General features: G+C 69.4%; 29 protein-coding genes. 12 read left to right on the top strand and 17 right to left on the bottom strand.

Features of this window, described 5'->3' with window-relative positions; genetic code table 11:
• Window positions 1-40: 40 nt before the first annotated feature.
• The 4 genes from AORI_RS48655 to AORI_RS48640 form a co-directional block, all read right to left on the bottom strand.
• Window positions 41-259: a CDGSH iron-sulfur domain-containing protein gene (locus tag AORI_RS48655; protein ID WP_016331923.1), complete on the bottom strand. Its 219-nt coding sequence runs from the start codon at window positions 257-259 to the stop codon at window positions 41-43.
• A 5-nt stretch (window positions 260-264) separates the two neighbouring features.
• Complete coding sequence (locus tag AORI_RS48650; protein ID WP_016331922.1) at window positions 265-471, bottom strand: heavy-metal-associated domain-containing protein; 207 nt, start codon at window positions 469-471, stop codon at window positions 265-267.
• A 145-nt stretch (window positions 472-616) separates the two neighbouring features.
• Window positions 617-1,384 (bottom strand): class I SAM-dependent methyltransferase, encoded by a 768-nt coding sequence (locus AORI_RS48645; protein WP_016331921.1) that lies wholly within the window; start codon window positions 1,382-1,384, stop codon window positions 617-619.
• Window positions 1,385-1,448: 64 nt separating this feature from the next.
• Window positions 1,449-2,195 carry a polysaccharide deacetylase family protein gene (locus AORI_RS48640; RefSeq protein ID WP_016331920.1) on the bottom strand — a complete coding sequence of 249 codons (747 nt, stop codon included), beginning with the start codon at window positions 2,193-2,195 and terminating at the stop codon, window positions 1,449-1,451.
• Between the two features lie 194 nt (window positions 2,196-2,389).
• Here AORI_RS48640 and AORI_RS83645 point away from each other — a divergent pair, with 194 nt between their 5' ends.
• A complete protein-coding gene (locus tag AORI_RS83645; RefSeq protein ID WP_158509119.1) occupies window positions 2,390-2,638 on the top strand; it encodes a hypothetical protein in 249 nt (82 codons plus the stop codon).
• Here AORI_RS83645 and AORI_RS48630 read toward each other — a convergent pair.
• Window positions 2,635-3,678 carry a DUF5925 domain-containing protein gene (locus tag AORI_RS48630; RefSeq protein ID WP_200870962.1) on the bottom strand — a complete coding sequence of 348 codons (1,044 nt, stop codon included), beginning with the start codon at window positions 3,676-3,678 and terminating at the stop codon, window positions 2,635-2,637. The genes AORI_RS83645 and AORI_RS48630 overlap by 4 nt on opposite strands.
• Before the next feature lie 153 nt (window positions 3,679-3,831).
• On the opposite strand from AORI_RS48630, the gene AORI_RS48625 reads away from it, so the two are divergent.
• Window positions 3,832-5,007 (top strand): ATP-binding protein, encoded by a 1,176-nt coding sequence (locus AORI_RS48625; protein ID WP_016331917.1) that lies wholly within the window; start codon window positions 3,832-3,834, stop codon window positions 5,005-5,007.
• A complete protein-coding gene (locus AORI_RS48620; RefSeq protein WP_016331916.1) occupies window positions 5,004-6,725 on the top strand; it encodes a tetratricopeptide repeat protein in 1,722 nt (573 codons plus the stop codon). The genes AORI_RS48625 and AORI_RS48620 overlap by 4 nt, the downstream gene beginning before the upstream one ends.
• Here AORI_RS48620 and AORI_RS48615 read toward each other — a convergent pair.
• Genes AORI_RS48615 through AORI_RS48605 form a run of 3 tightly spaced genes read right to left on the bottom strand, consistent with a single transcriptional unit; the run spans window position 6,712 to window position 8,722 of the window.
• The gene (locus AORI_RS48615; RefSeq protein ID WP_016331915.1) at window positions 6,712-7,818 is read right to left on the bottom strand and encodes an MAB_1171c family putative transporter; all 1,107 of its coding nucleotides are present in this window, start codon (window positions 7,816-7,818) and stop codon (window positions 6,712-6,714) included. The genes AORI_RS48620 and AORI_RS48615 overlap by 14 nt on opposite strands.
• A complete protein-coding gene (locus tag AORI_RS48610; protein ID WP_016331914.1) occupies window positions 7,815-8,297 on the bottom strand; it encodes an ImmA/IrrE family metallo-endopeptidase in 483 nt (160 codons plus the stop codon). Before AORI_RS48610 ends, AORI_RS48615 begins: the two co-directional genes overlap by 4 nt.
• Window positions 8,298-8,299: 2 nt before the next feature.
• Window positions 8,300-8,722 carry a helix-turn-helix domain-containing protein gene (locus AORI_RS48605; protein WP_016331913.1) on the bottom strand — a complete coding sequence of 141 codons (423 nt, stop codon included), beginning with the start codon at window positions 8,720-8,722 and terminating at the stop codon, window positions 8,300-8,302.
• Between the two features lie 154 nt (window positions 8,723-8,876).
• Here AORI_RS48605 and AORI_RS48600 point away from each other — a divergent pair, with 154 nt between their 5' ends.
• From AORI_RS48600 to AORI_RS48575, 6 genes are all read left to right on the top strand, one after another.
• Window positions 8,877-9,143, top strand: coding sequence for a hypothetical protein (locus AORI_RS48600; RefSeq protein WP_016331912.1), 267 nt, complete (start codon window positions 8,877-8,879; stop codon window positions 9,141-9,143).
• 17 nt (window positions 9,144-9,160) lie between these two features.
• Window positions 9,161-9,442: a hypothetical protein gene (locus tag AORI_RS48595; protein WP_016331911.1), complete on the top strand. Its 282-nt coding sequence runs from the start codon at window positions 9,161-9,163 to the stop codon at window positions 9,440-9,442.
• Between the two features lie 66 nt (window positions 9,443-9,508).
• Window positions 9,509-9,949 carry a hypothetical protein gene (locus AORI_RS48590; RefSeq protein WP_016331910.1) on the top strand — a complete coding sequence of 147 codons (441 nt, stop codon included), beginning with the start codon at window positions 9,509-9,511 and terminating at the stop codon, window positions 9,947-9,949.
• A 122-nt stretch (window positions 9,950-10,071) separates the two neighbouring features.
• The gene (locus tag AORI_RS48585; protein WP_016331909.1) at window positions 10,072-10,623 is read left to right on the top strand and encodes a M23 family metallopeptidase; all 552 of its coding nucleotides are present in this window, start codon (window positions 10,072-10,074) and stop codon (window positions 10,621-10,623) included.
• A gap of 166 nt (window positions 10,624-10,789) precedes the next feature.
• Window positions 10,790-11,530 carry an alpha/beta fold hydrolase gene (locus AORI_RS48580; RefSeq protein ID WP_016331908.1) on the top strand — a complete coding sequence of 247 codons (741 nt, stop codon included), beginning with the start codon at window positions 10,790-10,792 and terminating at the stop codon, window positions 11,528-11,530.
• A 186-nt stretch (window positions 11,531-11,716) separates the two neighbouring features.
• Window positions 11,717-12,697 carry a glycosyltransferase gene (locus tag AORI_RS48575; RefSeq protein ID WP_016331907.1) on the top strand — a complete coding sequence of 327 codons (981 nt, stop codon included), beginning with the start codon at window positions 11,717-11,719 and terminating at the stop codon, window positions 12,695-12,697.
• On the opposite strand, the gene AORI_RS48570 is transcribed toward AORI_RS48575, so the two are convergent.
• From AORI_RS48570 to AORI_RS48560, 3 genes are all read right to left on the bottom strand, one after another.
• On the bottom strand, window positions 12,694-13,104 hold the full coding sequence (locus AORI_RS48570) for a hypothetical protein (RefSeq protein ID WP_016331906.1): 411 nt from the start codon (window positions 13,102-13,104) through the stop codon (window positions 12,694-12,696). The two genes, AORI_RS48575 and AORI_RS48570, sit on opposite strands and share 4 nt — an antisense overlap.
• A 78-nt stretch (window positions 13,105-13,182) precedes the next feature.
• Window positions 13,183-14,394, bottom strand: a complete 1,212-nt coding sequence (locus tag AORI_RS48565) for a peptidoglycan-binding protein (protein WP_016331905.1) — start codon at window positions 14,392-14,394, stop codon at window positions 13,183-13,185.
• Window positions 14,395-14,428: 34 nt separating this feature from the next.
• Window positions 14,429-14,743, bottom strand: coding sequence for a hypothetical protein (locus AORI_RS48560; protein WP_016331904.1), 315 nt, complete (start codon window positions 14,741-14,743; stop codon window positions 14,429-14,431).
• Window positions 14,744-14,991: 248 nt separating this feature from the next.
• Here AORI_RS48560 and AORI_RS48555 point away from each other — a divergent pair, with 248 nt between their 5' ends.
• A complete protein-coding gene (locus tag AORI_RS48555; protein WP_016331903.1) occupies window positions 14,992-15,876 on the top strand; it encodes an ADP-ribosylglycohydrolase family protein in 885 nt (294 codons plus the stop codon).
• Here AORI_RS48555 and AORI_RS48550 read toward each other — a convergent pair.
• Window positions 15,873-16,520, bottom strand: coding sequence for a response regulator transcription factor (locus tag AORI_RS48550; RefSeq protein ID WP_043847946.1), 648 nt, complete (start codon window positions 16,518-16,520; stop codon window positions 15,873-15,875). The genes AORI_RS48555 and AORI_RS48550 overlap by 4 nt on opposite strands.
• An 88-nt stretch (window positions 16,521-16,608) precedes the next feature.
• Here AORI_RS48550 and AORI_RS48545 point away from each other — a divergent pair, with 88 nt between their 5' ends.
• On the top strand, window positions 16,609-17,493 hold the full coding sequence (locus AORI_RS48545; RefSeq protein ID WP_016331901.1) for an oxidoreductase: 885 nt from the start codon (window positions 16,609-16,611) through the stop codon (window positions 17,491-17,493).
• Window positions 17,494-18,102: 609 nt separating this feature from the next.
• Window positions 18,103-18,318, top strand: a complete 216-nt coding sequence (locus AORI_RS84180) for a hypothetical protein (protein WP_016331900.1) — start codon at window positions 18,103-18,105, stop codon at window positions 18,316-18,318.
• A gap of 74 nt (window positions 18,319-18,392) precedes the next feature.
• On the opposite strand, the gene AORI_RS48535 is transcribed toward AORI_RS84180, so the two are convergent.
• From AORI_RS48535 to dpgA, 5 genes are all read right to left on the bottom strand, one after another.
• Window positions 18,393-19,469, bottom strand: a complete 1,077-nt coding sequence (locus tag AORI_RS48535; protein ID WP_043847945.1) for a 3-deoxy-7-phosphoheptulonate synthase — start codon at window positions 19,467-19,469, stop codon at window positions 18,393-18,395.
• A 171-nt stretch (window positions 19,470-19,640) separates the two neighbouring features.
• Complete coding sequence (gene dpgD / locus AORI_RS48530; RefSeq protein WP_016331898.1) at window positions 19,641-20,432, bottom strand: enoyl-CoA-hydratase DpgD; 792 nt, start codon at window positions 20,430-20,432, stop codon at window positions 19,641-19,643.
• Window positions 20,429-21,655, bottom strand: a complete 1,227-nt coding sequence (gene dpgC, locus AORI_RS48525; RefSeq protein ID WP_016331897.1) for a (3,5-dihydroxyphenyl)acetyl-CoA 1,2-dioxygenase DpgC — start codon at window positions 21,653-21,655, stop codon at window positions 20,429-20,431. The genes dpgD and dpgC overlap by 4 nt, the downstream gene beginning before the upstream one ends.
• Entirely contained in the window at window positions 21,652-22,314 is a 663-nt protein-coding gene (dpgB, locus tag AORI_RS48520; RefSeq protein ID WP_016331896.1) for an enoyl-CoA-hydratase DpgB, read from the bottom strand. Before dpgB ends, dpgC begins: the two co-directional genes overlap by 4 nt.
• Window positions 22,308-23,408 (bottom strand): 3,5-dihydroxyphenylacetyl-CoA synthase DpgA, encoded by a 1,101-nt coding sequence (dpgA, locus tag AORI_RS48515; RefSeq protein WP_016331895.1) that lies wholly within the window; start codon window positions 23,406-23,408, stop codon window positions 22,308-22,310. The genes dpgB and dpgA overlap by 7 nt, the downstream gene beginning before the upstream one ends.
• Window positions 23,409-23,502: the final 94 nt, after the last annotated feature.

Raw genomic sequence — 23,502 nt, 5'->3', positions numbered from 1 at the left:
CAACGAGCGGGCGGGTGACCTCATGTCACCCGCCCGCTTCTCATTCCGCCCTGGCCGCCGCGAACCCGGTCCGGACATGGGCTCCGTCGCAGAACGGCTTTTTCGCCGAATTGCCGCACCGGCACAGCAAGTGCGTACGTCCGCTGATCTCGTATTCGTTGTTGTCGTGATCGACCAGCCGGATGGGCCCCTTCACCTGATACGGCCCGTTGTCCACGACCTTGACGACGACGGCCGGTTCGGCTCCGTTGTCAGCCATCGCCGTCAGCCGACCACCTCGTAGCCGGCTTCTTCGACCGCGGACCGCACCAGCCGCGCGTCGACCGGCCCCTCGCTCACGACGGTCACCTCGCCGGTCGCGATGTCCGCGTCCACCTCGCTGACCCCGGCGACACCGTTCACCGCCGTCGTCACCTTGTTCATGCAGCCCGAGCAGGTCATGCCCTTGACCGTGTACACGGTGGTGTCCATCGGCTTTCACCCTTCGATCCGAAATTACATTACCCCCGTAGGGTATAGCACAGCGTCCGGGCGCGCCAAAGTCCGTGAAGGCCTCCTTGAGGGACTCTGGGTCCCTCAAGGAGGCCTTCACGGACAGCTGATACGGGGTAGGGGTTTACAGGTCGGACTTCAGGATCTCGTTGGCGTCCTTCACCAGCACCATGACGTCCTGATGGCGATCCCACGCGGCCTCGTCGTATCCGGCGAGCCGCAGGCCGGGCGCCTCCAGCGCGCGCTGCACCGCCCAGCCGGGCGAGCAGAGCGAGATGCCGTAGCCGTCGTTGCCCGCGTAGTCGTTGTAGCCGAAACCGCACGCCTTGTACGCGGCGAGCATGCGATCGGTGGCACGCGCGTCCAGCCCGTAGTCCTTGCCCGCTTCGGCACGCATCGCCATCCGGCGGCCGTGGGTGGTGACCACCGCGACGCCACCGGGAGCCAGCGCGCGGGAGAAGTAGCGCAGCAGCGGGCCCCAGTCCGGGGCATCGAGATGAGTCAGCACCGAACCGCACCACAGCAGGTCCACCTCGGTCACCTGCTCGATGTCGTCGACGTCGGGGGCACCGGTCACCGCCCGCGCGCCGAACGCCTCCGCGCAACTGGCCAGCGCCGCCGGGTCCATGTCGCACGCGATCAGCTCCGCCGCCGGGAAGGCGGCCCGCAGCGAACGCATCACCCTGCCGTAACCACACCCGAAGTCCAAAACCCGCTTCGGTTCCGGCCGCCCCGTCACCTGCAACGCGGCGAGCACCGCACGCAGCGCGTCCCTGGACACGCTCATGTAGTGCGCGGTGTTGTTGCCCGCGAACATGCTGTCGCCCTCGGCGATCGTCGTACTGACCCCGGCCATGAGGCCCGCGACGGTCTCGTCCAACGTCTCGCTCATTCGTCCCCCTGGGTGGTCGGTCCCGCACGGCAACCGTAGCGGTCCCGGTTTCGCACCGAAGCGGTCATCCCGGCCGCTGGGCCGGCAGCCGCGACACCGTGACGAACCGGTAGCCCAGCCCCCGCAACCGCTCGACCAGCGGGACCACCGCCTGCCTGGTCGTGGCCCGGCTCTGGTACATCCCGTGCAACAGGACGATCGAGCCCGGCCTGACGTGCTCCGCGGTGTGCTCGGCGATACCGGCGGCGCTGGCGGCCACCTCGGGGTAGGAGTCCGGCTCGACGTCCCACATGATCGTCCGCCGCCGATGTTCGGCGAGATAACGCGGCAGCGCCAGCAGCTTCTTGCCGTTGGGCGGGCGGAACGTGATCTCGCCGCGGTAGCCGGTGCGGCGGATCAGCGCGTCGGTCCGCTCGATCTCGCCTGCCACCGTTTCGGCGGACACGAAGACCATCCGCTCGTGGGAGTAGGAGTGGTTGCCGAGTTCGTGACCGGCGGCGGCGATCCGCGTGCCGAGGTCCGGATGCCGCTCCAGTTCCCGCCCGGTCAGGTAGAAGGTGGCGGGCACCCCGGCCTTGGCCAGGCCGTCGAGGAGTTCCCCGGTGCCCGCCGGATCGGGCCCGTCGTCGAAGGTGAGGGCCACGACCTTGTCCGGCACCTCGACCCGATGGGTCAGGCCGCCATAGAACTGGAAGGTCCGGGCGTTGACCAGCCGATCGAGGCCGTAGGCCGACGCCGCCAGCACGACCGCGGTGATCAGGCCGAGCACCACGGTCTTGCGGGCACGCGGCGAAACAGGAAGGACGCGCATACGGGAACCTTGGCCGATCGCCCGTCACGACGGAAGCAGCGGAAGTAACCTTCGCCGGTCAGCCTGGCGCACGGCGATCTTCGCGTGAAAGCGACCGGGACGTTCAGCGTCTGCGGGTGGGCGGGCGGTGCGGGGCCGTGTAGCGCTTCGGGGTCGCCGGCGAACGGTAGGTCGTGGTCCGCGTGGTGTGCGGCGTGTCCCGGGTCGTGATGGTGGTCGCCGGGGTCTGCGTTGTCGTCGTCTTCACCGAGCCGGTCGTCGTCGGGGATGTCGTCGTGGACGGTGTCGTCGGCGTCGCCGGGGACACCACCTGGCCGCGTCCCGCCCCGCCCCCGGAACACGCGCCGAGCAGCGCGACCACGCCCACGACCAGCCCGCACAACCACACCCGCATGTCGCGGACCCTAACAGCCCGCCGCCCGGGAATCCGGCGAAACGGCTAGACCGCCGCTCGCAGGCGATACAGCTCGGCCAGCGTGGCTCCCTCGGCGCCGATGTCCGCGCCCAGCCAAGTGGCCGCCTCGTCACGCGGCAGCGGGCCGACCTCGATCTCCGCGAGGCAACGGCCCGGCCGGACCACCGCCGGATGCAGCCGCGCGACGTTCTCGTTGGTGGTCAGGCACACCAGGATGTCCAGGCCCTGGCCGAGCAGTCCGTCGGTCAGGTTGAGCAGCCGGGACAGGGCCTGCCCGGAGTCGCGTTTCGCGTCCGCGCCGACGAGTTCGTCGCAGTCTTCGAGGATCAGCAGTCGCCATTTCCGGTTGTCCGCCCGCTCCTCGCCGAGCACCACCGAGGTCAGGTAGCCCGGATCGGCGAACAGGACCTCGGGGTCGAGGACGTTGTCGACCTGGCACCAGTCCCGCCATTCGTGCGCGAGGGCGCGCACGGCGGTCGTCTTGCCGGTGCCCGCGGGGCCGTGGAGGAGGATCAGCCGTCCGGTGATGTCCTGCGGGCGCACCGCCATGAGCGTGTCGAGCGCGGTCACCGCCGACCGCGGGTAGTTGCCGCGGATCGCTTGCCACGGCGGCAAATCCATCGTCCTCGGCGCGCGCACCCCGGCACCACCGCAGCCCTGCACATGCCAGAATCCGACCGGCACGGCCGATTCGCCCGGCGTGCCCGTCCGTGCGGTGCCGACCGCCGCCGCGAGCACCTCGTCCGCCAGATCGCCGGAAGTGGCGCATACGCATACGGTCGCGGCGCCGGCGCGGCGGCGCAGCGCGACGAGTGTCCACTCCGGACCGGACGCGAGATGCGAGCGACGTCCGTCCAGTTCGTACGTCAGATCCGCGGTGACTCCCGGGGGCAGCAGCGTCGCGTCCGGTGAGACCTCGGTGATTTCGGCGGCTCGTGAGTGCGGCTGCGACCCGGTGATGAAAGGTTCCATCGCCAGTGAGTTCAGCACGCCTTCCATCGGCGCGTTGCCGCCGAAGAACATCGCACGGTCGAGAGGCTGGGGTAACTCCGTTGTCCTTGCTGTCACCCCAACACGGTCCAACCCATGAGGCAGGCGCACATCAGGGACCGTCCCCGATTCACCCCTGACAGGGATCTTCACCGGACCGCCTGTCCGCCACGATCGCCGGGATGATTGTCTCTGGTCGGACACTGGACCATTCGCGGAAGGAGGTTCGCGGTGAGCGACGACGGCTTCATCGAGGTGATCGCCCGCGAAGTGGAGGCCGACCCCGGCAATCTGGCGCTGCGCGAGGACTTCGTCACGCTGCTGCTGGAGCAGGACCCGGACCGCGCCGCCACCGAACTGACGGCGTTCGAGGCACACGGCGGCGATCCGGCGCGGATCCGCCTGCTGCGCGCCCGGCTGATGGCGGCGCGGTTGCGGACGTCGGCCCCGCCGCCCGCCGAGGTCGTGGCGGCCCCGTCCGATGAGGACCGTCACGACACGAGCCCCGCGGCTTCGGCGTCGCTGTGGGACACCGAGCGCCCGGCGGTGACGCTGGCCGACGTCGTGGGGCTCGCCGAGGTCAAGCAGCACCTGAACACCGCGTTCCTCACCCCGCTGCGCAATCCCGAACTGGCGGCGGCGTTCGGGCAGAAACCGGGCGGCTCGCTGCTGATGTACGGCCCGCCCGGCTGCGGCAAGACGTTCATCGCCAGGGCGATCGCCGGCGATCTCGGCGCGTCCTTCATCCACGTGACCCTCGCGGACCTGCTCAGCAAATGGATCGGGGAAAGCGAGAAGGCGATCCAGAGCGTGTTCCGCCACGCACGCGCGGCGGCGCCGTGCGTGATCTTCTTCGACGAGTTCGACGCGCTCGGCGGACGGCGCACCTCCGGTGGCGGCGGGTCTCAGTCGATGCGGATGCTCGTCACGCAGCTGCTGGAGGAGCTCGACGGCGTGGCAGGCGCGAACGACGGCGTCTACTTCCTGGCCGCGACGAACCGGCCGTGGGACATCGACTCCGCGCTGCGCAGGCCGGGCCGGATCGACAAGACGGTGCTGGTGCTGCCGCCGGACGCGGTCGCCAGGGCGGCGATCGTCCAGGGCGCGCTGGACGGCAAACCCGCCGACGACGTCGATGTCGTGGCCGTCGCGGCGGCGACCGAAGGGTTCTCCGGCGCCGATCTCAGCCACCTGACGACCACCGTGCTGCAGCAGGCGATGGTCGAGTCGATGAGCAAGGGCGAGCTGGTGCCGGTCACCACCGGCGCGCTGCTGGCCGCCGTCGGCGGGATCACCCCGTCCACCACCTCCTGGTTCGACCAGGTGGCGCCGGTGCTGGAATTCGGCGTCGACGACGGGACCTTCGACCAGCTCCGGGCTTACCGGGTGAAGCGGGGCATGCGATGAGCGACACCGTCGAGCGGGACCTCGACCTGGCGTGGGAACTCCTCGAGGCTCAGCCGACGCATCCCCGGGTCGCCGAGCTGGCGGTGCGGGTGCTCGCGGCCCAGCCCGAGCGGAGCAGCGCGTTGATGGTGCTCGCCTATCACCGTGAGTCCTGCGGTGACGCGGACGAAGCGCGGCGCCTCTATCTCCGGGTGGCCGGTCGCCGCGACAATCAGTTCATCTGGGCGGCTCGCGCGCTTCGGCATCTGGAATCGGGGGAGCACAACCACGACGAGGCGTTGCGGTGGGCTCGCACCGTACTGGGCCAGAACCACGAGGGCTGGGACGACTGGATGCAACTGGGCCACGCCCAGGCCTGCGCCGGGGAGCACGAGGCCGGGTGGCGGCAACTCGACGAGGCGGTGACGCTGTGCGCGCGGACGGCGCCGGACCACCTCCCCAAGGCACTGGCGAAACGCGCGGAGTACCTGCTGGGCACCTGCGCACCACCCGAACGGTTCGTTCCCGCCGCCGAGGAGGCCATCCGGACCAACGTGACGGACTCCTGGGTCGCCACGCTGCTCGGCTACGCCTACCTGGCGCGATACCGGTTCGACGACGCCGAACAACTCGGTCTCCGGCTGCTGCGCGAGGACCCGACCGACGACCTGTTGCAGACCCTGGTGGATACCGCGCGGACGATGCTGCGGATCGTCGAAAAGGCGCGCGGCGACGACATCACCCTGGCGGACATCCAAGCCACCGGCGCGCTCGAGATGGCTTGGCAGCAGATCCGCGACCTGAAGCTGGGCATCGACCTGGCCTCCGCGCTGGCGGCACTGGACGCGGTGATGCCCGCCGAACTCCGCGACACGCTAATGCCGGGAGCCTCGGCCGCGGATCTGGCCGAGGGCGAGGACAAGGTCGGCTCCATGGCCGCGAGGGATCTGCTCACCTGGCACGACGGCCAGCCACCCGGCTCCGGCGCCGCCTGGGGCTGGACCGAGCCGTTCCGCCTGATGTCGGCAGCCGAAATCCTCGCCATGGACGCCGAGATCGAAGCCGACCGGGCGGCGCACCCCGACTGGCCAGAGAAAGAGGTCTGGGAGCAGGTGATGACCGACGACGCCGGGGCCTACCTGGTCACCGTCGCGTTCGGGAAGCTGGTGAAACGCCGGCCAGGACAGCCGGACGAGCCCGTCGCCGACTCGATGGCCGACTGGATCTGGGACCGGGTGGCGGGCTTCGGCGGGCAGGACCCGCGGCCGGCACCCCTGAAGACCGAGGAGCCCGCGGCCGATCCGCTTCCGGCCCCCGGGACGCCGTTGACCGGTGTCATCGTCACGATGTGCGCCGCGCTGGGCGAACCCGAGGAATCCCCGGCCTACGCGGAACTTCGGCGGCTCTTCCCCGGCTCGACCGTCCGGCGGAGTGAGCTGGTCCCGGACGAGCCGAGCTCCGACGGCGTCTACATCGAGGCGCTCGACGGGCTGGTGACGAAGATCAGTGTCGATGTGGCGGTCTGCCCGGACGCGGACCGGCTGATCTCCGGGCTCGACCTCGGCGGGCATCGTGGGTCCGTCGATGCCTACGTGCGGGCGCATGGGGCCGTTCCGCACGACAGCTGGGTGAACCGTGCCAACGGCGAAGCCACGGTCGTCTACCACTTCGCCGGGCATCGGCTCTGCTTGTGCTGGGCGGACGGGAGTATCGCCCGGATCTACGTCACCGGTGCTTGAGCGTCGGCTCTTCCCTGGACGGTTGACCCGCCTCCGCCAGCGCGCGTTCACGGACCTCCCGCACCACACGGGACCGCGTGAACGCGGACGAAACCGCGCTCAGCCAGGCACTTTCGTCCCGCGCGCTGGGGTGCGGGCCCGCCGGGTTGCCCGGCCAGCTCCGGCCCGCCTCCCGCATCACCAGTGCCGCGGCGAGTTCGGCGGCGGCTCGCGTCGGCTCGTCGACCGGGGTGCGCAGCCAGTCGCCGAGCTGCGGCGGGACGTGTGCCCGCAACGCCAGCAGGCCGTCACGGATCTCGATCACCCTGCGGTACAAGGTGAATTCGAGGTCGTGCCGCACGGGCAGCGCGATCTGCGGGTGGGCGGCGACGAGTTCCTTCCACAACGGTGTCACCGCCCGGATCCTCCGCCACGCGCGCGCCAGCCGGAGCGCGCCGTCCCAGGTGGTGAACAGTCCGCCGAGGACCCACAACACCATCGCGCAGAGCCCGACCAGGCGGGCGCGGGGCATGAAGTCGAGGTCCGCGAGGTCGGTGATCTCCAGCCACAGCGAGGGAAGCCCGGAGAACAGCGCCCAGCCGATGGTGACCACGGCGGCACAGATCAGGATCCGCAGACCGGTCCGGAACGCCCCTCGTGGACGGCCCGCGGCGCTGCGGACGAGCGTGCGGATGAACAGCACCAGGCACATGACCGCGTACGTCGTCAGGATCACCTGGTAGGCCACGATGCTGAAGCGCCACTGGAATCCGGACGTGCCCGCTTCGAGCCGATGCGGCGCGAAGTCCAGATAACACAACACCATCAGGGCCCAGCACAGCACGATCGGCCAGAACGGCGTCGGCTTCTCCGGCGACCGGGTGCTGCGGACCAGTTGCAGCAGCGCGCGCATCGCGAGCAGTTGCAGCGCGTTGGTGACCAGCCGCGGGAGCAGTTCGTCGCCGAGCAGCCGGACCGTGTCCTCCGCGGAGACGGCGAGGCCCACCGCCATGCTGAGGAAGAACGTGGCGAGGTACCTCGGCCCGGCGCGGACCGTCATCAGCCGGGTGAGCCCGATCAACGCCAGCAGCGCGGCGGACAGGTAGCTGATCATGAACCGAGGGCGTGGCGCAGCCGATCGTTTTCCGGCCCGGTGCGCGCGGCGCGGCGCATGAGCAGCGACGCGACCAGTTCGGCTTCCTTCTCCTGCTCCCGCGCGTAGGTGGTGCGGCCGAGGACCCGGCGGACCAGATCCACCGACAGACTGGGCGCGACGATCTCCGCGATCGTCTCCGGCCGTACCTCGCCTTCGACGTGCCCGCACAGCAGGTGACCGAGTTCGTGGAGCAGGATGTGCCGCTGGTGCAACGGCGACGTGTCCCGCGTGTAGAACACGTAGTCCGCCCGGTCGGTGGCCGCGAGCACACCGCACGGCGCCCCCGGCCGCGCGGCGAGCGGCACCAGTTCGATGGGCCGCCCCCGCATCGCCGCGACCTCGCCGAACAACGTGGTGACGTCGAACGGCTCCGGCAGCCGCACGCCGCCCGCGATGCGCTCACATCTGCGCCAGAGCGCACTCTTCCTGCCCAGCATGGCTACTCCCCCTGGTCACGCTTGGACTCGCGCCGCTTGATCGCCTCGACGATGTCGGTCACGGTGCCGAGCCCCTCCTCGGACAGCGTCACCGCGCGCAACGCCAGGTTGCGCACCGCGCTGTTGCGCAACGCTCCCAGCAATTCGACCTCCTCGGCAAGAGCCCTCCCCTGTTCGTCGTCGAAGAAGTACGCGGGCGGCACCTGGAAGAACGCCGCGAGCGCTTCGAGGTGCCGTTTGGTCGGGTTGTCCCGGCGGCCGGTCCGCAATTGCCAGAGGTAGGCGGCGGAAAACGACTCGCCGGTGCTCTCCCGGCAGGCGCGTGCCACCTCCTCGTGGCTGTGCTGCTCGCCGTTGGGCCGCCGGACCACCTGGAAGAGGCGGTCGATCCGGTCGGTGAGCGTGGTCGCCCGTGGTTCGGTCATCTTCACCTCCGTTAGCTGAAATGAATGGCTTGTGGCGCTTTGTTCATCTGGGTTGACAGCCGGACGGCCGTCACTCTACGGTTTCCACGTTAGCTGAGATGAATGACTGAGGGGAGTCAGTCGATCCTGGCTGACGACCAGAAGGGGATCTCCCATGAAGAAATTTCTGACCGCGGCGGCACTGGTGGCGGCCGCGGTGACCATGTCGGCACAGCCGGCGCTCGCCGTGGAGACCGGGAATTTCTACGGCACCGGCACCGGCCCGTATCCGACGGATGCCATCAGCTCGGCGGAAAAGGTCGCCCGTACCTTCGCCCGCAACACGGGCTGGCTGGACTCGCAGTGTTACGTCCGCAGCTCCGACGTCCGGTCACAGACCAGCTACTACAGCGCCACCGTGTGGCTCTACTGCCAGCGCTGAAACCAGGAGGGGAAAACATGAACAGGACGATCGCCCGCGCCACGGGGGCCGCCGTGGTCCTCGCGGGACTCATGACACTCGCGCCGTCGGTGGCGAGCGCCGAGGAGACCCGGGCATTTCTCGGGACCACCGTGGAGAAGACATCGGCCTCGGCCAAGCGGACGGCGTTGCAGCAGGCCTACGACCACGCTTCCGCCTACGGGTACACGCAGGACCAGTGCGTGATCATCCACCTGTACTCGGTGAAGATCAGCTTCGTGATGTACCGCGGTGAAGCCGGGATCCACTGCACGAAGTAGACGGTCGGTGAAGGCCTCCTTGGGTCCCCGAGGAGGCCTTCACCGATTTCAAGCTAGGTTGGCCGGGTGAGTCTCCTCGACGACGTGGCCGAACGCGACGGCTGGCGATGCTGGGTGTGCGACGAACCGGTCGACCCGGACATGTCGGTGAACGACCCGCGGGGCCCGAGCGTCGACAGCCGGACCGCGGACCGGAAGGCCAAGATCGCCGAACGGCTCGCGCACCGCGGGTGCAACACTCGCAAGGGCGCGGTCAAGGTGGCCATCGCCTGGCCGGACAGGCTGCACGTGGTCGAACCCGCGCCGCTGATCACCGTCGCCGGACGGCTGGAGCGCAAAGGCGGCCGCGAAATGGTGGCCCGCTGCCCGACGAAACAGGACGCCCAAGAGGCGGCGGACTGGCTGGTGGACCGATTCTCGCGGCTTGTGCCGGGGCTGCCGGTGACCGCCGCCGTCGAGCCGGGCGGCGGCCAATTCCTCGTCATCCTGGCCGCCGGCCGCCGCTGAAATAGCCCGATCCTCGCCTGCGCGCAAGCCCTGAACAAACCATTGTCCGGGCCGGGGCCTGCCTGTTTAGTCAGGGACGCCCGGCCGATGTCAGGGCGTCGAGCGCATGAAAGCGAGGGCATATGAACGGAAAAGCACTACCGCGCAGGCTGGTCACGATGGCGGCCGCCGTACTGATGGCGGCAGGCGTCACGATCACCGGCCCGGCCACGGCTTCGGCCGCGGACTACTACTACGAACTGCCGTACCCGGCAGGCGAGGCCTACGCCGTTTCCCAGGGGCCTGAGGGCACTTTCTCCCACACCGGCCCCTACAACGAGTACGCCTGGGACTTCGCGCTCCCGGCCAATTACGAGGTGTCGGCGGCACAAGGCGGCCAGATCCTCGTCTCGGACTGGTCGCCGTACTGGCAGAACGGCATCGAGGTGATCATCCGGCACTCCAACGGCACCTGCACGCAGTACATCCACCTGAACCGGGCCATCTACAACGCGGGCACCTGGGTCCCGCAGGGCCGGGTCATCGGCTGGTCGGGCAAGACCGGCGCGGCCACCGACTATCACCTGCACTACCAGGTGATCAACTGCTCCACCCGCGTCGGCATCCGCTCCACCCTCCAGGGCTGGACCCCGCCGACCGGCTCTCGCCCGGTCAGCGTCAACACCAGGGCCTGAGTCCGCGCAGCCATTGCCCGAATCGAAATCCCGCGCCGTTCATCATGACAAAAAGCCATCTCTTATCGAAAATTCACCCGAAGGTGGGTACAGCGGCGCATTTCATCGGTATTTCATCGGCCCTCATTAGCGTTCGGCGCGGCAATACGACAGTGGGGAGAAACCGATGAAAAGAACCGGAGCGCGTTTGCTCGCGACCGCCGTCCTGTCCGTCGTCACCCTGGCCGGCGCCATCGCCGGTGCGGGCGCGGCGCAGGCGGCACCCGCCCGGCCGGACGGTCCGTGCGGGCCCGTCATGTTCGTCGTCCCGGGTTATCAGGACGGTGGCGCGCAAAAACTGCTCGACCGGGGACTCGCGCCGGGCGGCGCCGACCCGGTGCGCATCCCGTATCCGAACAGCGCCGGCGACGTCAATCTGTACGCCGACGTCGACGCCGGTGTCGCCAATCTCCGCACCGCGCTCTACAACCTCTATGTCACCTACGGCTGCGACCTCGAAACCAAGGTGTACATCGTCGGGTTCAGCCTCGGCGCGCTCGTCGCGGGCACGGTGCTGGAGACCGAGCCGCCCGGACGGAACATCCAGGGCGTGCTGTTCGCCGACGGGCGGCGGCAGCCCGTCGAGTCGAACTGGCCGGGTGACCCGGGCGGTCTGATCGGGCATCTGCCCGTTCCCGGCCCCGGTGGCGCCGGTTTCCGGCCGGTGGATTCCTTCCGGTACCCGACCTTGAGCCTCTGCAACGGCCCCAACGCGGGGGGCGGCGCGGATCTGATCTGCTTCGGCGGCACCAATCTGGACAGCTACTTCAACTCGCATCCGTTCTACAGCTTCGAAGTGGCCAAAGAGCTGAACATCCACGGCGAAGGCCCGTACCCGAACAACCTGCGCAACCGCGTGATCCCGTAACCCGCTCCGCACCCCTCCCCGGCGGGTCATGCCGGGGAGGGGTGCCATGAAATTCACCGCGAAGACCGTCAATGCCGCCATTGTGGGCGGCGCGCTAGCGGTCACCGCGAGCGGGTGCTCGACGTCCAGGGCCCCTGACCAAGAAGGTTTCAGATGTTCTGAACATCTGGTGCTAACATCTGGAGAATGCGAGTCCTTTTCGCCAGCCTGGCGTCGGTCGGCCACACCTATCCGCTGATCCCCCTCGCGATCGCCGCCAGGGACGCCGGCCACGAGGTGTGGTTCGCCGCCGGCGAGAACGTCCATCCGCCGCTGCTCCGGAACGGTCTCAGGCCGTTCCGGCCGGCGGACGCGTTCTACGAGATCTACGCCGAGGACCTCGAACCGGACCTGGCGCGGCTACGGCCCGACCTCGTCGTGCACGAATGGGGGCAACCGGGGGTGGCCGTCGCCGCGGAACGCGCCGGGATCCCGGGGCTCTGGCACGGTTTCGGCCGCATGTTCCCCGACGGGATCGGGCTTCAGCCGCCGGTGCGGCCCGGCCGGCCGCATCTCGACATCTGCCCGCCTTCCTTGCAGGACAAGGATTTCCTCGCGACGGCCGAACGCGTCGAACTGCGGCCCGTTCCGTTCTCCGAACCGGCGGCGCGGCTGGAAAAGACCGCGCGACCGCTGATCTACCTGACCCTCGGCACCGCGTTCGGCACGCCGGAAGTGCTCACCACGGCGATCCGAGGGCTGGCTCCGCTCGGTGCGCACGTGGTGGTCGCGTCGGGACGGATCCGCCCGGAGGAACTCGGCGCCCTCCCGGACGACGTCACGGTGCGGGCCTGGGTAGCGCAACCGGATCTGATGCCGCACGTCGACGTGGTGGTGCACCACGGCGGCAGCGGCACGACGCTCGGCACGCTCGCCGCCGGTGTCCCGCAGCTGGTCCTCCCTCAGGGCGCCGACCACTTCGCCAACGCCGAAGCGCTGTGCACCGCGGGGGCGGCGCTGAGCCTTCAGCCCGGCGAGCTGAGCTCGGAAGCCGTCACCGGACACACGCGGACCCTGCTGGGGCGGAACGGCCATCGCGACGCGGCCCGGGCGATCGCCGGGGAGATCGCCCGGATGCCCTCGCCCGACGAGGTCGCCCGCACCCTGCCGGAATGGGCGGGGGCCTAGAACCCGAACAGCTCCTGCGGGATCTCGTAGTCGTCCGGCCAGGTCAGCCAGGCGACGTCGGTCGGGCCGATGGCGCAGTTGGCCACCCGCCAGGACCGCGGATCGTCGTCGACGTTCGTTTCGCTCTTCTTCTTGAGCAGGGCGACGTAGACGTCGGACATGACGCCGTCGGCCCGGCGGTTCTCGTAGATGGTGCCGGCCCAGTACGGACGGCCGGCTTGGGCGGGGCGCATCGTGCCCTGCAGGAACACCCAGGGACCGAGCCGGTCGAGCTGTTCCACGGCCACCCGGACCTGATCGCCGAACTCCTCGTCGAGCCGGGCGGTGGCGGCCTGGAGCACCGCTTCCCGGACCGGGTCGCCGGGGTTCAGCGCCACCGGAAACGGTCGTGCGGACGGGGTGTACATCAAGCTACCTCCCACTGGCGGGCGGCGACGCGGGTGATCGCGTCCGCCTGCCCGGTGCTGCTACGGCGTTCTGTCGGATCAGGTCGGCGGGGTGAGGATCTTCACGAGGCCGCCACCGCCGCCCATGCTGATCCTCTGCGAACCGTCGGGGTTGACGTTGTTCGAGCCGATGAACTGGCCATCGCCCGCGTACAACACGACGTGCCCGCCGTTGTTCGAGATCACCACGTCGCCGGGTTTCGCTTCGGAGAGCGGCACCGACCGCCAGCCGTCCGCTTCGAGGTTGGCCGTCAGGCCCGCGACCGAGGCACTGGCCTGACCCTTGTCGATCAGGCCCGCCGCCTCGAGACAGCCGGAAACGAAGTTCGCGCAGTTGACGTTGTTGGGCACCCACGACTGCATGGCGGGGAGCTCACCGCTGCCCTTGAGGTCGCCGGCGTTGCGGCCGAGGAACTGCTCCGCGATCTTCGCCGGGTTGTCGCCGCGGGCGTCGATCGGCTTGGCGGGCCTGCCGTCACCCGGCACCCCGGCGGGGCCGCCACCGCCACCGCCACCGCCTCCACCACCGCCGCCGTCTCCCCCGCCGTAGCTGGGAGTGCTGCTGAGGTTGGAGTTGACCGGCTTCGCGTTGACGCTCGACGCCGTGGTCTGGCCGTCGTCGGCGGGGATCAGTTCGAGGAAACCGCCTTCGATCTCCAGGCCGAGCGGCTTGAGGAGATCGTCGATCTGCTTCTCGGCGTCGTCCAGCGCCTTCTCGATCTCGTCCTTCTTGCCGTTCGAGTCTTTTTCGTTGAGCGTCCGGAGCCGCTCGATGTCCGACGCGGCCGCGGCGATCTCGTTGTCGTCCTCGGAGCTGTTCTTCCGGCGGCGGGCCGCGTCGATCAGCTTCCGGTTGTCCGCGTCCTTGTCGTTGGCTTCCTGGGCGAGCTGTGCGACCTTCTTCTTGACCTCGTCCATGATCTCGGACACCCGCTGGAGGATGTTCTTGGCCGCTTCGGCCTTGTCGCTGACCTTGTAGCTGGCCTTGCCGAGTTTCTCAAGGTGATCGGCGACGGCGTCGGCGTCCTTGCCCTCCCAGTGGCGCAGGACGTCGTCACGGAAGGCCTTGAGGTCGTCTCCGAGGTCGTTGGCCCGGGTGGCGGCTCCGCCGACCTTCCTGGCCTGGTCGTTGACCGCGCCCGAGTTGAGCTTCTGCGTCTGCTGGGCGTGCTTGTCGATGGCGTCCAGCGACTTCGGGCGGTCGTGCGACGGGTCGTCGAGCGTGCTCGGATTCCGCTCCGCGGTGGTCATCGGTAAATCCCCCTGGTTCCCGTCTTCAGTCCGATCAGTCCCGCTCGCGAGCGTGGCCGCGGAGGGTGTCGACACCCGCGGCCTCGTCGTTGCGCATCCGCTGCGCGGCGTTGGCCAGCGCGTTCGACGCGGCGTCGACGAGCTTCGCGGCGGCCGCCAGTTCGGCGTTCACCCCGCGGTGGAAACCCTTGATGGTGGTCCCCGTGCCGGCCGCGTTCTTCAGGTCGCCGAAAGCGGCTCCGGGGTCGCCGTCGCCCAGGTCCTTGCCCGTGCCGGTGTAGCCGTCCTTGAGCCCGCCGACCTTCTTGGCCAGCGCGGCGATCTGCTCTGGATCGAATCGGCGAGTCATGAATGATCCTCCAGCCCGTGCTTGCCTGACCCATATTGCTCTACCGCGCACCCTATGAGTTCCCACCCACGCGTGCGCACCGTTTCCGTAAACGCGATGACGCCGTTCGTGTACACCGACGCATCCGGCCGCGCGTTGGTTCCCGGAAGATTTCCACGGCGTCCTCGGCGGGGAGATCCTACCCTCCCGGCACCCACCGGCAGGAGCCGAAGCTCACCCGGTCGGGGGCTTTGCCAGAATGGGCCGCGATGACCATCGATCGGCGCACTCGCGCCTTGAACTCCCTGTACGGCTTGGCCCTCGGCGACGCGCTGGGTTCCCAGTTCTTCGTCCCCGAAAATCGCGACCACTGGGCACGGCGGCAACCGCCGCCCGGCCCGTGGCAATGGACCGACGACGCCGAAATGGCGTGCTCCGTTTTCGCCGTCCTGGACCGGGACGGCCACATCGACCAGGACCTGCTCGCCGCGAGCTTCGCGACGCATCACGACTTCGATCGCGGCTACGGCCCGTCCATGAACCGCTTGCTGCGGCTCGTCCGCGAGGGCGGCTCGTGGCGTGAACTGGTCGCGGATCTGTTCGACGGGCAGGGTTCCTGGGGTAACGGCGCGGCGATGCGCGTCGCGCCGCTCGGCGCCTGGTTCGGTGGCGAACCCGACGAGGCCGCGCGTCAGGCCGCGCTTTCGGCCGAAGTGACCCACACCCATCCGGACGGGGTGGCCGGCGCCATCGCGGTCGCGGTCGCCGCCTCGCTGGCCGCCACCCCGGACCCGCCGTCACCGGAGGACTTCCTCGGCCAGGTGCTGCGGCGGGTGCCACCGGGCCGCGTGCACGACGGCGTCCGAGCCGCCCTCCGCCTGGCCGGTGAGCCCTCGGCCGAGACCGCCGCCCAGGAGCTGGGCAACGGCAGCCACACCGGCGCCCACGACACGGTGCCGTTCACCCTCTGGGTCGCGGCCCGCGAACTCGACGACTACGAGAAGGCCTTCTGGACCACGGCGGCCGCCGGTGGCGACGTCGACACCACCTGCGCCATCGTCGGCGGCATCGTCGCGACCCGTGTCGGTATCGAGGGCCTGCCGCCATCCTGGCGGGAGACCTGCGAACCGCTGCCGGACTGGGCGGGCGTCTAGACCAAGCCGAGTTCGCGCGCCCGGACGCCGGCCTGGAAGCGGGACTCGGCGCCGAGGGCGGCCATCAGCTCGGCCACCCGGCGCCGGTAGGTCCGCACGCCGAGGCCGAGGGTCCGGGCGGCGGCCTCGTCCTTGACGCCGCTGCCGAGCAGGTCCAGCACCGCGGGCGCGAGCCGCCGGATCTCGGACACCCGCGCGTCGAAGACGGCGAGCTCGGTCGCCGATCGCCACGCCGCCTCGAACAGCGACATCACGCCCTGCACGGTTTCGGGCTGGGTGATGACGCTGTAGCCGCGCTGCCCGGCGGTGAGGTCACCGGCGAGGATGACGAGCCTGCCGTCCATGACGATCGTCTCGTTGAGCTCCTCGGTGGAGATGCGGACCTGGGCTCCGTGCCGGTCGCGGACCCTGGCGAGCTCCTGCGCGGAGCCCGGGTCGAGAAGCAGACCGGCCCGGTAGATCTTGCGGATCCGGACCTGGCCCGCCCGGCGCTCGGCGAGCTCGCCGGCTCCGTGGGCGGCGACCCAGGTCGCGAGGTCGTTGGCCGCGCACGCCATGTCCGTCACGGTCGAGAACAGGTGCCCGACCCGGCGGAACAGCTCTTCCTCGCCGCGCACGATCGTCACCGCATCACTCGTCCGCATGACACCGATACTGCCCCAGCCGCGCGACCAGGTGGCAGCTTGTTGTCATTTTCTGACTACGAGCGGGCGCGTCACGACGCTGAGGGATATGACGAACCTTCACGACACCTGGCGGCTCGGCGACCTCACCGTCAACCGCCTCGGCCTCGGCGCGATGCGGCTGACCGGGATGCCCTGGGACGAGAAACCCAAGAGCCGCGAGGACGCGATCACCGTCCTGCGCCGCGCGATCGAACTCGGCGTCAACCACATCGACACGGCTTCCTTCTACTTCACGCCCACGCGTTCGGCGAACGAGCTGATCGCCACCGCGCTCCAGCCGTACCCCGGAGACCTCGTGATCACCACGAAGGTCGGCGCGGGCCGGTCGCGTGACGGCGAGTTCTCCTTCGCCCGGCCGGATCAGCTGCGCGGCCAGGTCGAGGAGAACATCCGGCAACTCGGCCTCGACCACCTCGACGTCGTCAATCTGCGCTGGGGTGCCGCGATGGGCAAGGAGCCCGGCTCGGTGGCCGAGCATTTCGGCGCGCTGGCGGAGCTGCGCGAGGCGGGCCTGATCCGGCACCTCGGCATCTCCAACGTCGTGGCGGACCAGCTGACCGAAGCGAGGTCGATCGCCCCCGTGGTCTGCGTGCAGAACCGCTACGGCCTGACCGACCGCGAGGACGACGCCCTGCTCGACCTGTGCGGCGAACTCGGCATCGCGTTCGTGCCGTTCTTCGCCGTGACGACCTCGATTCCGGGAGCCGCGCCCGGGCCGGTTCGTGGCGAGGCCGAGGTCGCGAAGGTCGCCGCGGCGCACGACGCGACCCCGGCGCAGATCCGGCTCGCCTGGACACTGCACCGGGGCACGCACGTCCTCGCCATTCCCGGGACCGGCGTTCCCGGGCATCTGGCGGAGAACGTCGCGGCGGGCGGCCTGCGGTTGAGCGAGGCGGAGCTGGCTTTGCTGGATGGCGTCGGCCGAGGGTGAATGGCGTTTCCTACCGCGGTGCGCGGCTGGACGGCGCGCGTGATCAACGGGACGACACGCGTGTCCAGAGGGACGACTCTCTGTGCCGTCCAACCAGTCACGCGAGTCGTCCATCGGCTCACGCGTGTCGTCCGATCAGTCACGCGAAACGGCCGGCCCCGCACAGGGGGTGGTCGTGAGTGGCGATTCGGGCTGGAACGGGCAGGTATTTACGTACCCGCGCCCGAGCAGGGCGAATGTGATTCGCATGCTCGCCACGGCAGGGTCGAGTGTGGAGGATTTGGGACGTTGAGTGTCCTGAATCCTCCACGCTCGAATCACCTGGCCGGCACGAGGATTGGTGTGCCTGGTGGTGACGATGTGGGAATCGGGACGTTGAGTGTCCCGATTCCCACATCGTCGAAGGGTGCGCCGGTCTCGGAGCTTGATCAACGGAAGATCGGGGACACTCAACGTCCCCGATCTTCCGTTGATCAAGCTTGTACGACCTGGTTCGCTACCGAGTGGGGAAGATTAGGGACGCTCAACGTCCCAAATCCTCCCCACTCACCACCCAGTCGTCCCGCTGTCGACGGAGAACGCCTGCTCGAACCGTGCTTCGTCCGCGCCTTGCCGGAAAACGAGGAAACGCACCTTGATCGGACGGCCGCCAAGCTGGTCGTCGCCGTGGAACTCGCCGAAGCCGTCACGGAACCGCCGTGGACCGACGGGGTGAGCAGGCCGGTGGTCGAAGGGGTCAGGGTCTGGGGCGAGGCGCATCTCGAACGCACCCTGGGCGACACGGCGCCGAACGCCGCGATGGGCTGCGCCGACGTGATCGGATAGCGATCTCGTGTGATTGGAGGCGGATCTCGCGTGATTGGAGGGCGATCACGCGTGATTGGACGGCGCACACGAAATCAGCGCACTCCGGAGCGGCGGGTGGCGGTGGCCGTGGCGAGGGTCTGCAGGACCTCTTGGGTGGCGGCGAGGTCGATGCAGGCGTCCGTGATGGACTGGCCGTAGGTGAGCGGCCGGTCGGGGTGGAGGTCCTGGCGGCCGGCCTGGAGGTTCGATTCGAGCATGACGCCGACGATGCCGCGCTGGCCGTTCTTGATCTGTTCGGCGATCTGGCCGGCGACGACGGCCTGCCGGAGGTGATCCTTGCGGCTGTTGTCGTGGCTGGCGTCGATCACGACCCGGCGGGGCAGGCCCGCGTTCTGCAGCGTGGTGAGCGCCGCGCGGACGGACGCCGGGTTGTGGTTCGGCTCGCTGTTGCCGCCGCGCAGCACGAGGTGACAGTCCGGGTTGCCGACGGTGTGCAGGATCGCGGGCAGCCCGCTGGGGTCGACGCCGGGGACGACGTGCCGGGCTTCGGCGGCGCGGATCGCGTCGACCGCGACGGTGACGTCGCCGTCGCGGCGGTTCTTGAACCCGACCGGCATGGACAGACCACTGGCCAGCATGCGGTGGTTCTGGCTTTCCACGGTGCGCGCGCCGATCGCGCCCCACGAGACGGTGTCGGCGAGGTACGCCGGGATGGTGGTGTCCAGCCATTCGCAAGCGGCGGGCAGGCCGCCCTCGGCGAGTTCGAGCAGCAGATCCCTCGCGATGCGCAGCCCGCGGTTGACGTCGCCGGTGCCGTCGAGGTGCGGATCGTTGATGAGCCCCTTCCAGCCGCCGACCGTGCGCGGCTTTTCGAAGTACACGCGCATGACGATCAGGAGTTCGTCGGCGAACCGGCCGGCCAGGGCGGTGAGCCGGTCGGCGTATTCGAGTGCCGCGGCGGGGTCGTGGATGGAGCACGGCCCGGCGATCACGAGCAGCCGGTCGTCCGTGCCGTCGAGGACGCGGAGGACGTCTTCCCTGCCTTGGCGCACCGTGTCGGCCGCGGTCGCGCTGAGCGGCAGTTCGTGGTGCAGCAGGGCGGGGGTGACCAGCGGGACCATCCGGTCGATGCGCTGGTTGTCGAGTTCGACCGTGGCGATGGTTGTCATCACAGATATCCAGGGTTTCTGCCGGCACCGGGGGCGGGAAAGCCGGGATTTCCCGGCCCGGCCGGCGGTCTCGGGTGAACTAAGAAGCAAACCCGGCATTTACTCGAGCGAGAATTCTCCTGCCCCGAATCTTCCACCATCCGCCACGCGGAACAACGGTCCAACCCGGATTCAGCGACCGGTCCAGATCGGGTCCCGTTTCTCGGCGAAGGCGCGGGCGCCCTCACTCGCGTCCGCGCTCGTCCGCCGCCGTTCTTCCCACGGATACGAGGTTTTGAACGCTTCTTCGAGCGGGAGGTCGAGTGACTTCAGCGCGGCCTCTTTGATCGCCCGTACCGAAAGCGGCGCGGCACGCACCAGATCGTCCGTCCATTCGGCGACGCACCGGTCCAATTCCGCGACCGGGACGACCTCGTTGACCAGGCCGTGACGCAGTGCCGTCGCCGCGTCCATTCTGCGCCCGGTCAGCAGATGACCCATCGCCACTTTCTGCGGAAGCTGGCGCGGCAACCGGAAAACGCCGCCCGCCCCGGCGATCAGCCCGAGACGGACCTCCGGCAACCCGAAGACCGCTTCTTCGGAAGCGACGACGATGTCGCACGCCAGCACCAGTTCGAAGCCGCCGCCCAGCGCGTAGCCGTGCACACGCGCGACCACCGGTTTGGACAGCGTGAACCGGTCGGTCAGCCGGGGATGGCCCGGCTGACCGGCGCTGCCGAACGTCGACGCCTCGACGCCTTCCTCGGTCAGCCGCGCGCGTTCCTTGAGGTCCTGCCCGACGGAGAACGCCCGATCCCCCGCCCCGGTCAGGACCACCGCCCTGACGTCGTCGTCGGCTTCGACGTCGTCCCAGATCCCGGCGAGTTCCGCGTGCATCCGCCGGTCCATCGCGTTCAGCACCTCGGGCCGGTCCATCGTCACGTAGGCGACGTGGTCCTTCTTCTCGTACCGGACGCCGTTCATCGCGACCCCACCGCGAAGCCGTCCACCTTGCCGATCACGTCCGCCCCGTAGATGCGCAGGGCCTGCTGCAGCGCGAATTCGGCGATATACCGGCGGAATTCCTCCGGTGGTTCCTCGGAAAGGTTCAGCATGCGCCGGTTGGCCGCGACGGCTTCCCCGTCGAGCCGGGCGAGCGCGCGGTCGATGGCCGAGTCCACCTCCTCCGGCCGCACGACCTCGTCGACGATCGAGCGGGCGTCCGGCTCGTCCGCCCGGAGCTTGCGGCCGCCGAGGATCACCTGCCGGGCCACCCGCGGCCCGGCGATCCGGGAAAGCCGGAAGTTGGAGACGCCGGGGATGATCCCCTCCTTGGCCGCGGGCAGGCTGAGGTACGCGTCGGAGGCCGCCAGCACGTGGTCGAAGACCAGCAGCAACTGGGTCCCGCCGCCGATGGCGAACGAATCGACGGCCGCCACCCAGGGTTTGCCGGTGAACCTCGAATGCCAGGAATTCTCCGTCAGCAGACCGTGGAAGATCTTCTGGATGTACCCGGTTTCCCGCCGCAGCAGGAAATCCACCAGCGGGATGTCGCCGGAGCTGAGCTTCTTGAGGTTGATCCCCGCGCAGAACACCCGGCGCCCCAGGTAACGGGGGTGGCTCATCACCCCGCCCCGCACCAGTCCCACCCGGACGGACGGGTCGAGCAGCACCAGGTCGACCGCGGTCTCCATGTCGTCGACCTGCTGGGCGTCCTCGGCGTTCAGGCAGTCGTCCCGGCACAGGGTCAGGTGCGCGACGCCGTCCCGGCGCTCCAGCCGGACGGCCTCCATCTGCACGACGCCGGTTTCAAGGAACTCCGGGAGCAGCCGCTGCGCCCTGGCGGTGGGCCGGAGCATGGCGTCGAGCAGATGCGGGCCCGCCTTCGGCGCGCGCAGGATCCCGCGCAGGAAGATGCCCTGGTCGATCTCGCGCCCCTCCTTCTCCGCCTGCGGCCGTGCACGCTCGGCCGCCATCTGCTCCTCCGACGGCACCAGACCCGGAAAGGCGAGCGCCGCGGCGCGGACGAGTTCGTCCATCCGCAGGTACCGCGTCCGGCCGCCGGTGAGTTCGGCGTAGATCTCCTCGGCGTGCGCCTCGACGAAGGCCGCACGCAGCGTCCGGACGTCGTCGTCGACCCGGTGGGCCTCCCCCGCCAGGGCCCGGAGGTCGAGCCCTGGCGAAAGTGCGGTTTGATCCGTCGTCACGACTTGGCTTCCCGCCGCAGGGCCCGGTCCGCGGCGGCCAGGTGGGAACCGAGCGCCTCCTCGAAGGTGGTCGAGCCCGCTTCGAAGATCAGCTGCCGCCGGATCGCCGTCTCGGCGCCGTCCATGACGACGTTCAGCTCGGCCAGCGTCTTCGCCGGGTCTTCGGACACCTCGTCGATCAGGTCGAGGGCGAGCGCGCGCTCCGTCCCGAGTGGCGCCCCGAGCAGTACGGCCCGGCGGATGCCCGCCGCTCCGGCCTGCTTGGTGAGCCGGTACACGGTCATGCCCGGCCAGGTGCCACCGCCGGCCGACGCGAGCCGCAGCGTGGTGCCCGGTTCGGCGATCCGGATGTCGGCGGCGAGAAGGAGGTCCAGGGCCGTTCCGGCGCATTCGCCCGACGCCACCGCGGCCGTGAGCCTGCCGAGGCGTTCGAACCGGCGCACGACCCGCTCCCATTTGGACACGAGCCCGACCGCCAGCCCCTTCGCCCAGCCCTCGGGCGGGGCGCCCGTGACGTGGATGGTGACTGGTCCGGGTTCACGCTCGTCCTCGGCTCGATCGCACAGCGCGTCGATCTCCTCGACGATCGCGGCGGACAGCGGACGGGATCCGTCGAAGCGCAGCATCGGCTCGCCCTTGCTTTCGTTACTCGTCACCATTGGATAAGCGCCATTTCGATCGTGGAGCCGGGCCCCATGGTCATGAGCACGCCGTAGTCCCCCGGGCGGGCGACGTCTTCGTCGGCGAGCCGCTCGTAGGAGAAGAGGAAGGAGCCGCTGGAGAGGTTCCCGTAGTCGCGGAGCACACCGGTGGTGTGGCGCACGTCGTACCGGCTCAGGCCGAGGTTGACGACGACGGCGTCGATCACCTTCTTCCCGCCCGAATGCACCAGCCAGTGGCCGATGTCGCTGCGGCGCAGGCCCGTCCCGGACAGAAGCCGGTCGATGACGATTTCGGCGTGCGCGCCGACCACGTAGGGGATCTGCGGGTCGAGGAAGAAACTGAACCGGTCCTGGTCACGGTCCCAGTCGTAGCGCATCGCGTCGACCGCGTCGGTGATGATGTAGCTGGCGAATTTCAGGACGCGCGGACCCGGCACGCGCCCGTCGCCGGAGACGACCGCGAGCGCCGCGGATCCGTCGCCGAAAAGACTGTTGACCACCGCGGTCCGCATCGTGCCGTCCAGCGCGTAGGCGGCGGAACACGCCTCGCTGCACAGGACGACGCCGAGTTCGCCGGGATGCGCCGCGGACCAGCCCGCGACCACGTTGAGCGCGTTGAGACCGGCGTTGCAGCCCATGCCCACGATGTCCGAGCGGCTGCAATGCGGGTCGATGCCCATTTCCCGGATGACGAGCGCGCTCAGGCCGGGCGTCAGGAACCCGGTCGAGGTGACACAGCACAGGTGACGCAGATCCGAAAGCGTCGCTCCCGCCGACTTCAGGCAGGCTTCCAGGGCACGGCAACCCATGTCGACGGCGATCTTCTTGTGCTTGTCGAGGAGGTCGCCCTGCGGCTCGGCCGCGCGGGCTCCGCCGGGACCCTCCGGCGGCAGGGTGAGGAAACGCCGATCGATGGCGCTGTTCAGGAAGACCGAGCGGATCTTCGGATCCTCGATGTCGAGGATTTCGAGCAGCTCGGACTGCGAGTAGGACGACTCGGACACCGCGGTGCCCACGCCGGCGAATCGGGTGATCTCGGTCAATCCATTGTGGACGGCAAGGTCCGCGGTGGTTTCGGCTAGGGCAGTCATCGATACATCCATCCCCATGTTCTCAATTTGCTCCGGAGCAGCTGCTTGAACCGCGCAGCGCGCATCGATCTCACCTTTCTCTGGTCTGGAGTGG

The sequence above is a fragment of the Amycolatopsis keratiniphila genome (assembly GCF_000400635.2).
Classification (GTDB): domain Bacteria; phylum Actinomycetota; class Actinomycetes; order Mycobacteriales; family Pseudonocardiaceae; genus Amycolatopsis; species Amycolatopsis keratiniphila.
Note: the sequence above shows the minus strand (reverse complement) of the source record. Positions and strands in the feature narration are given on the sequence as shown.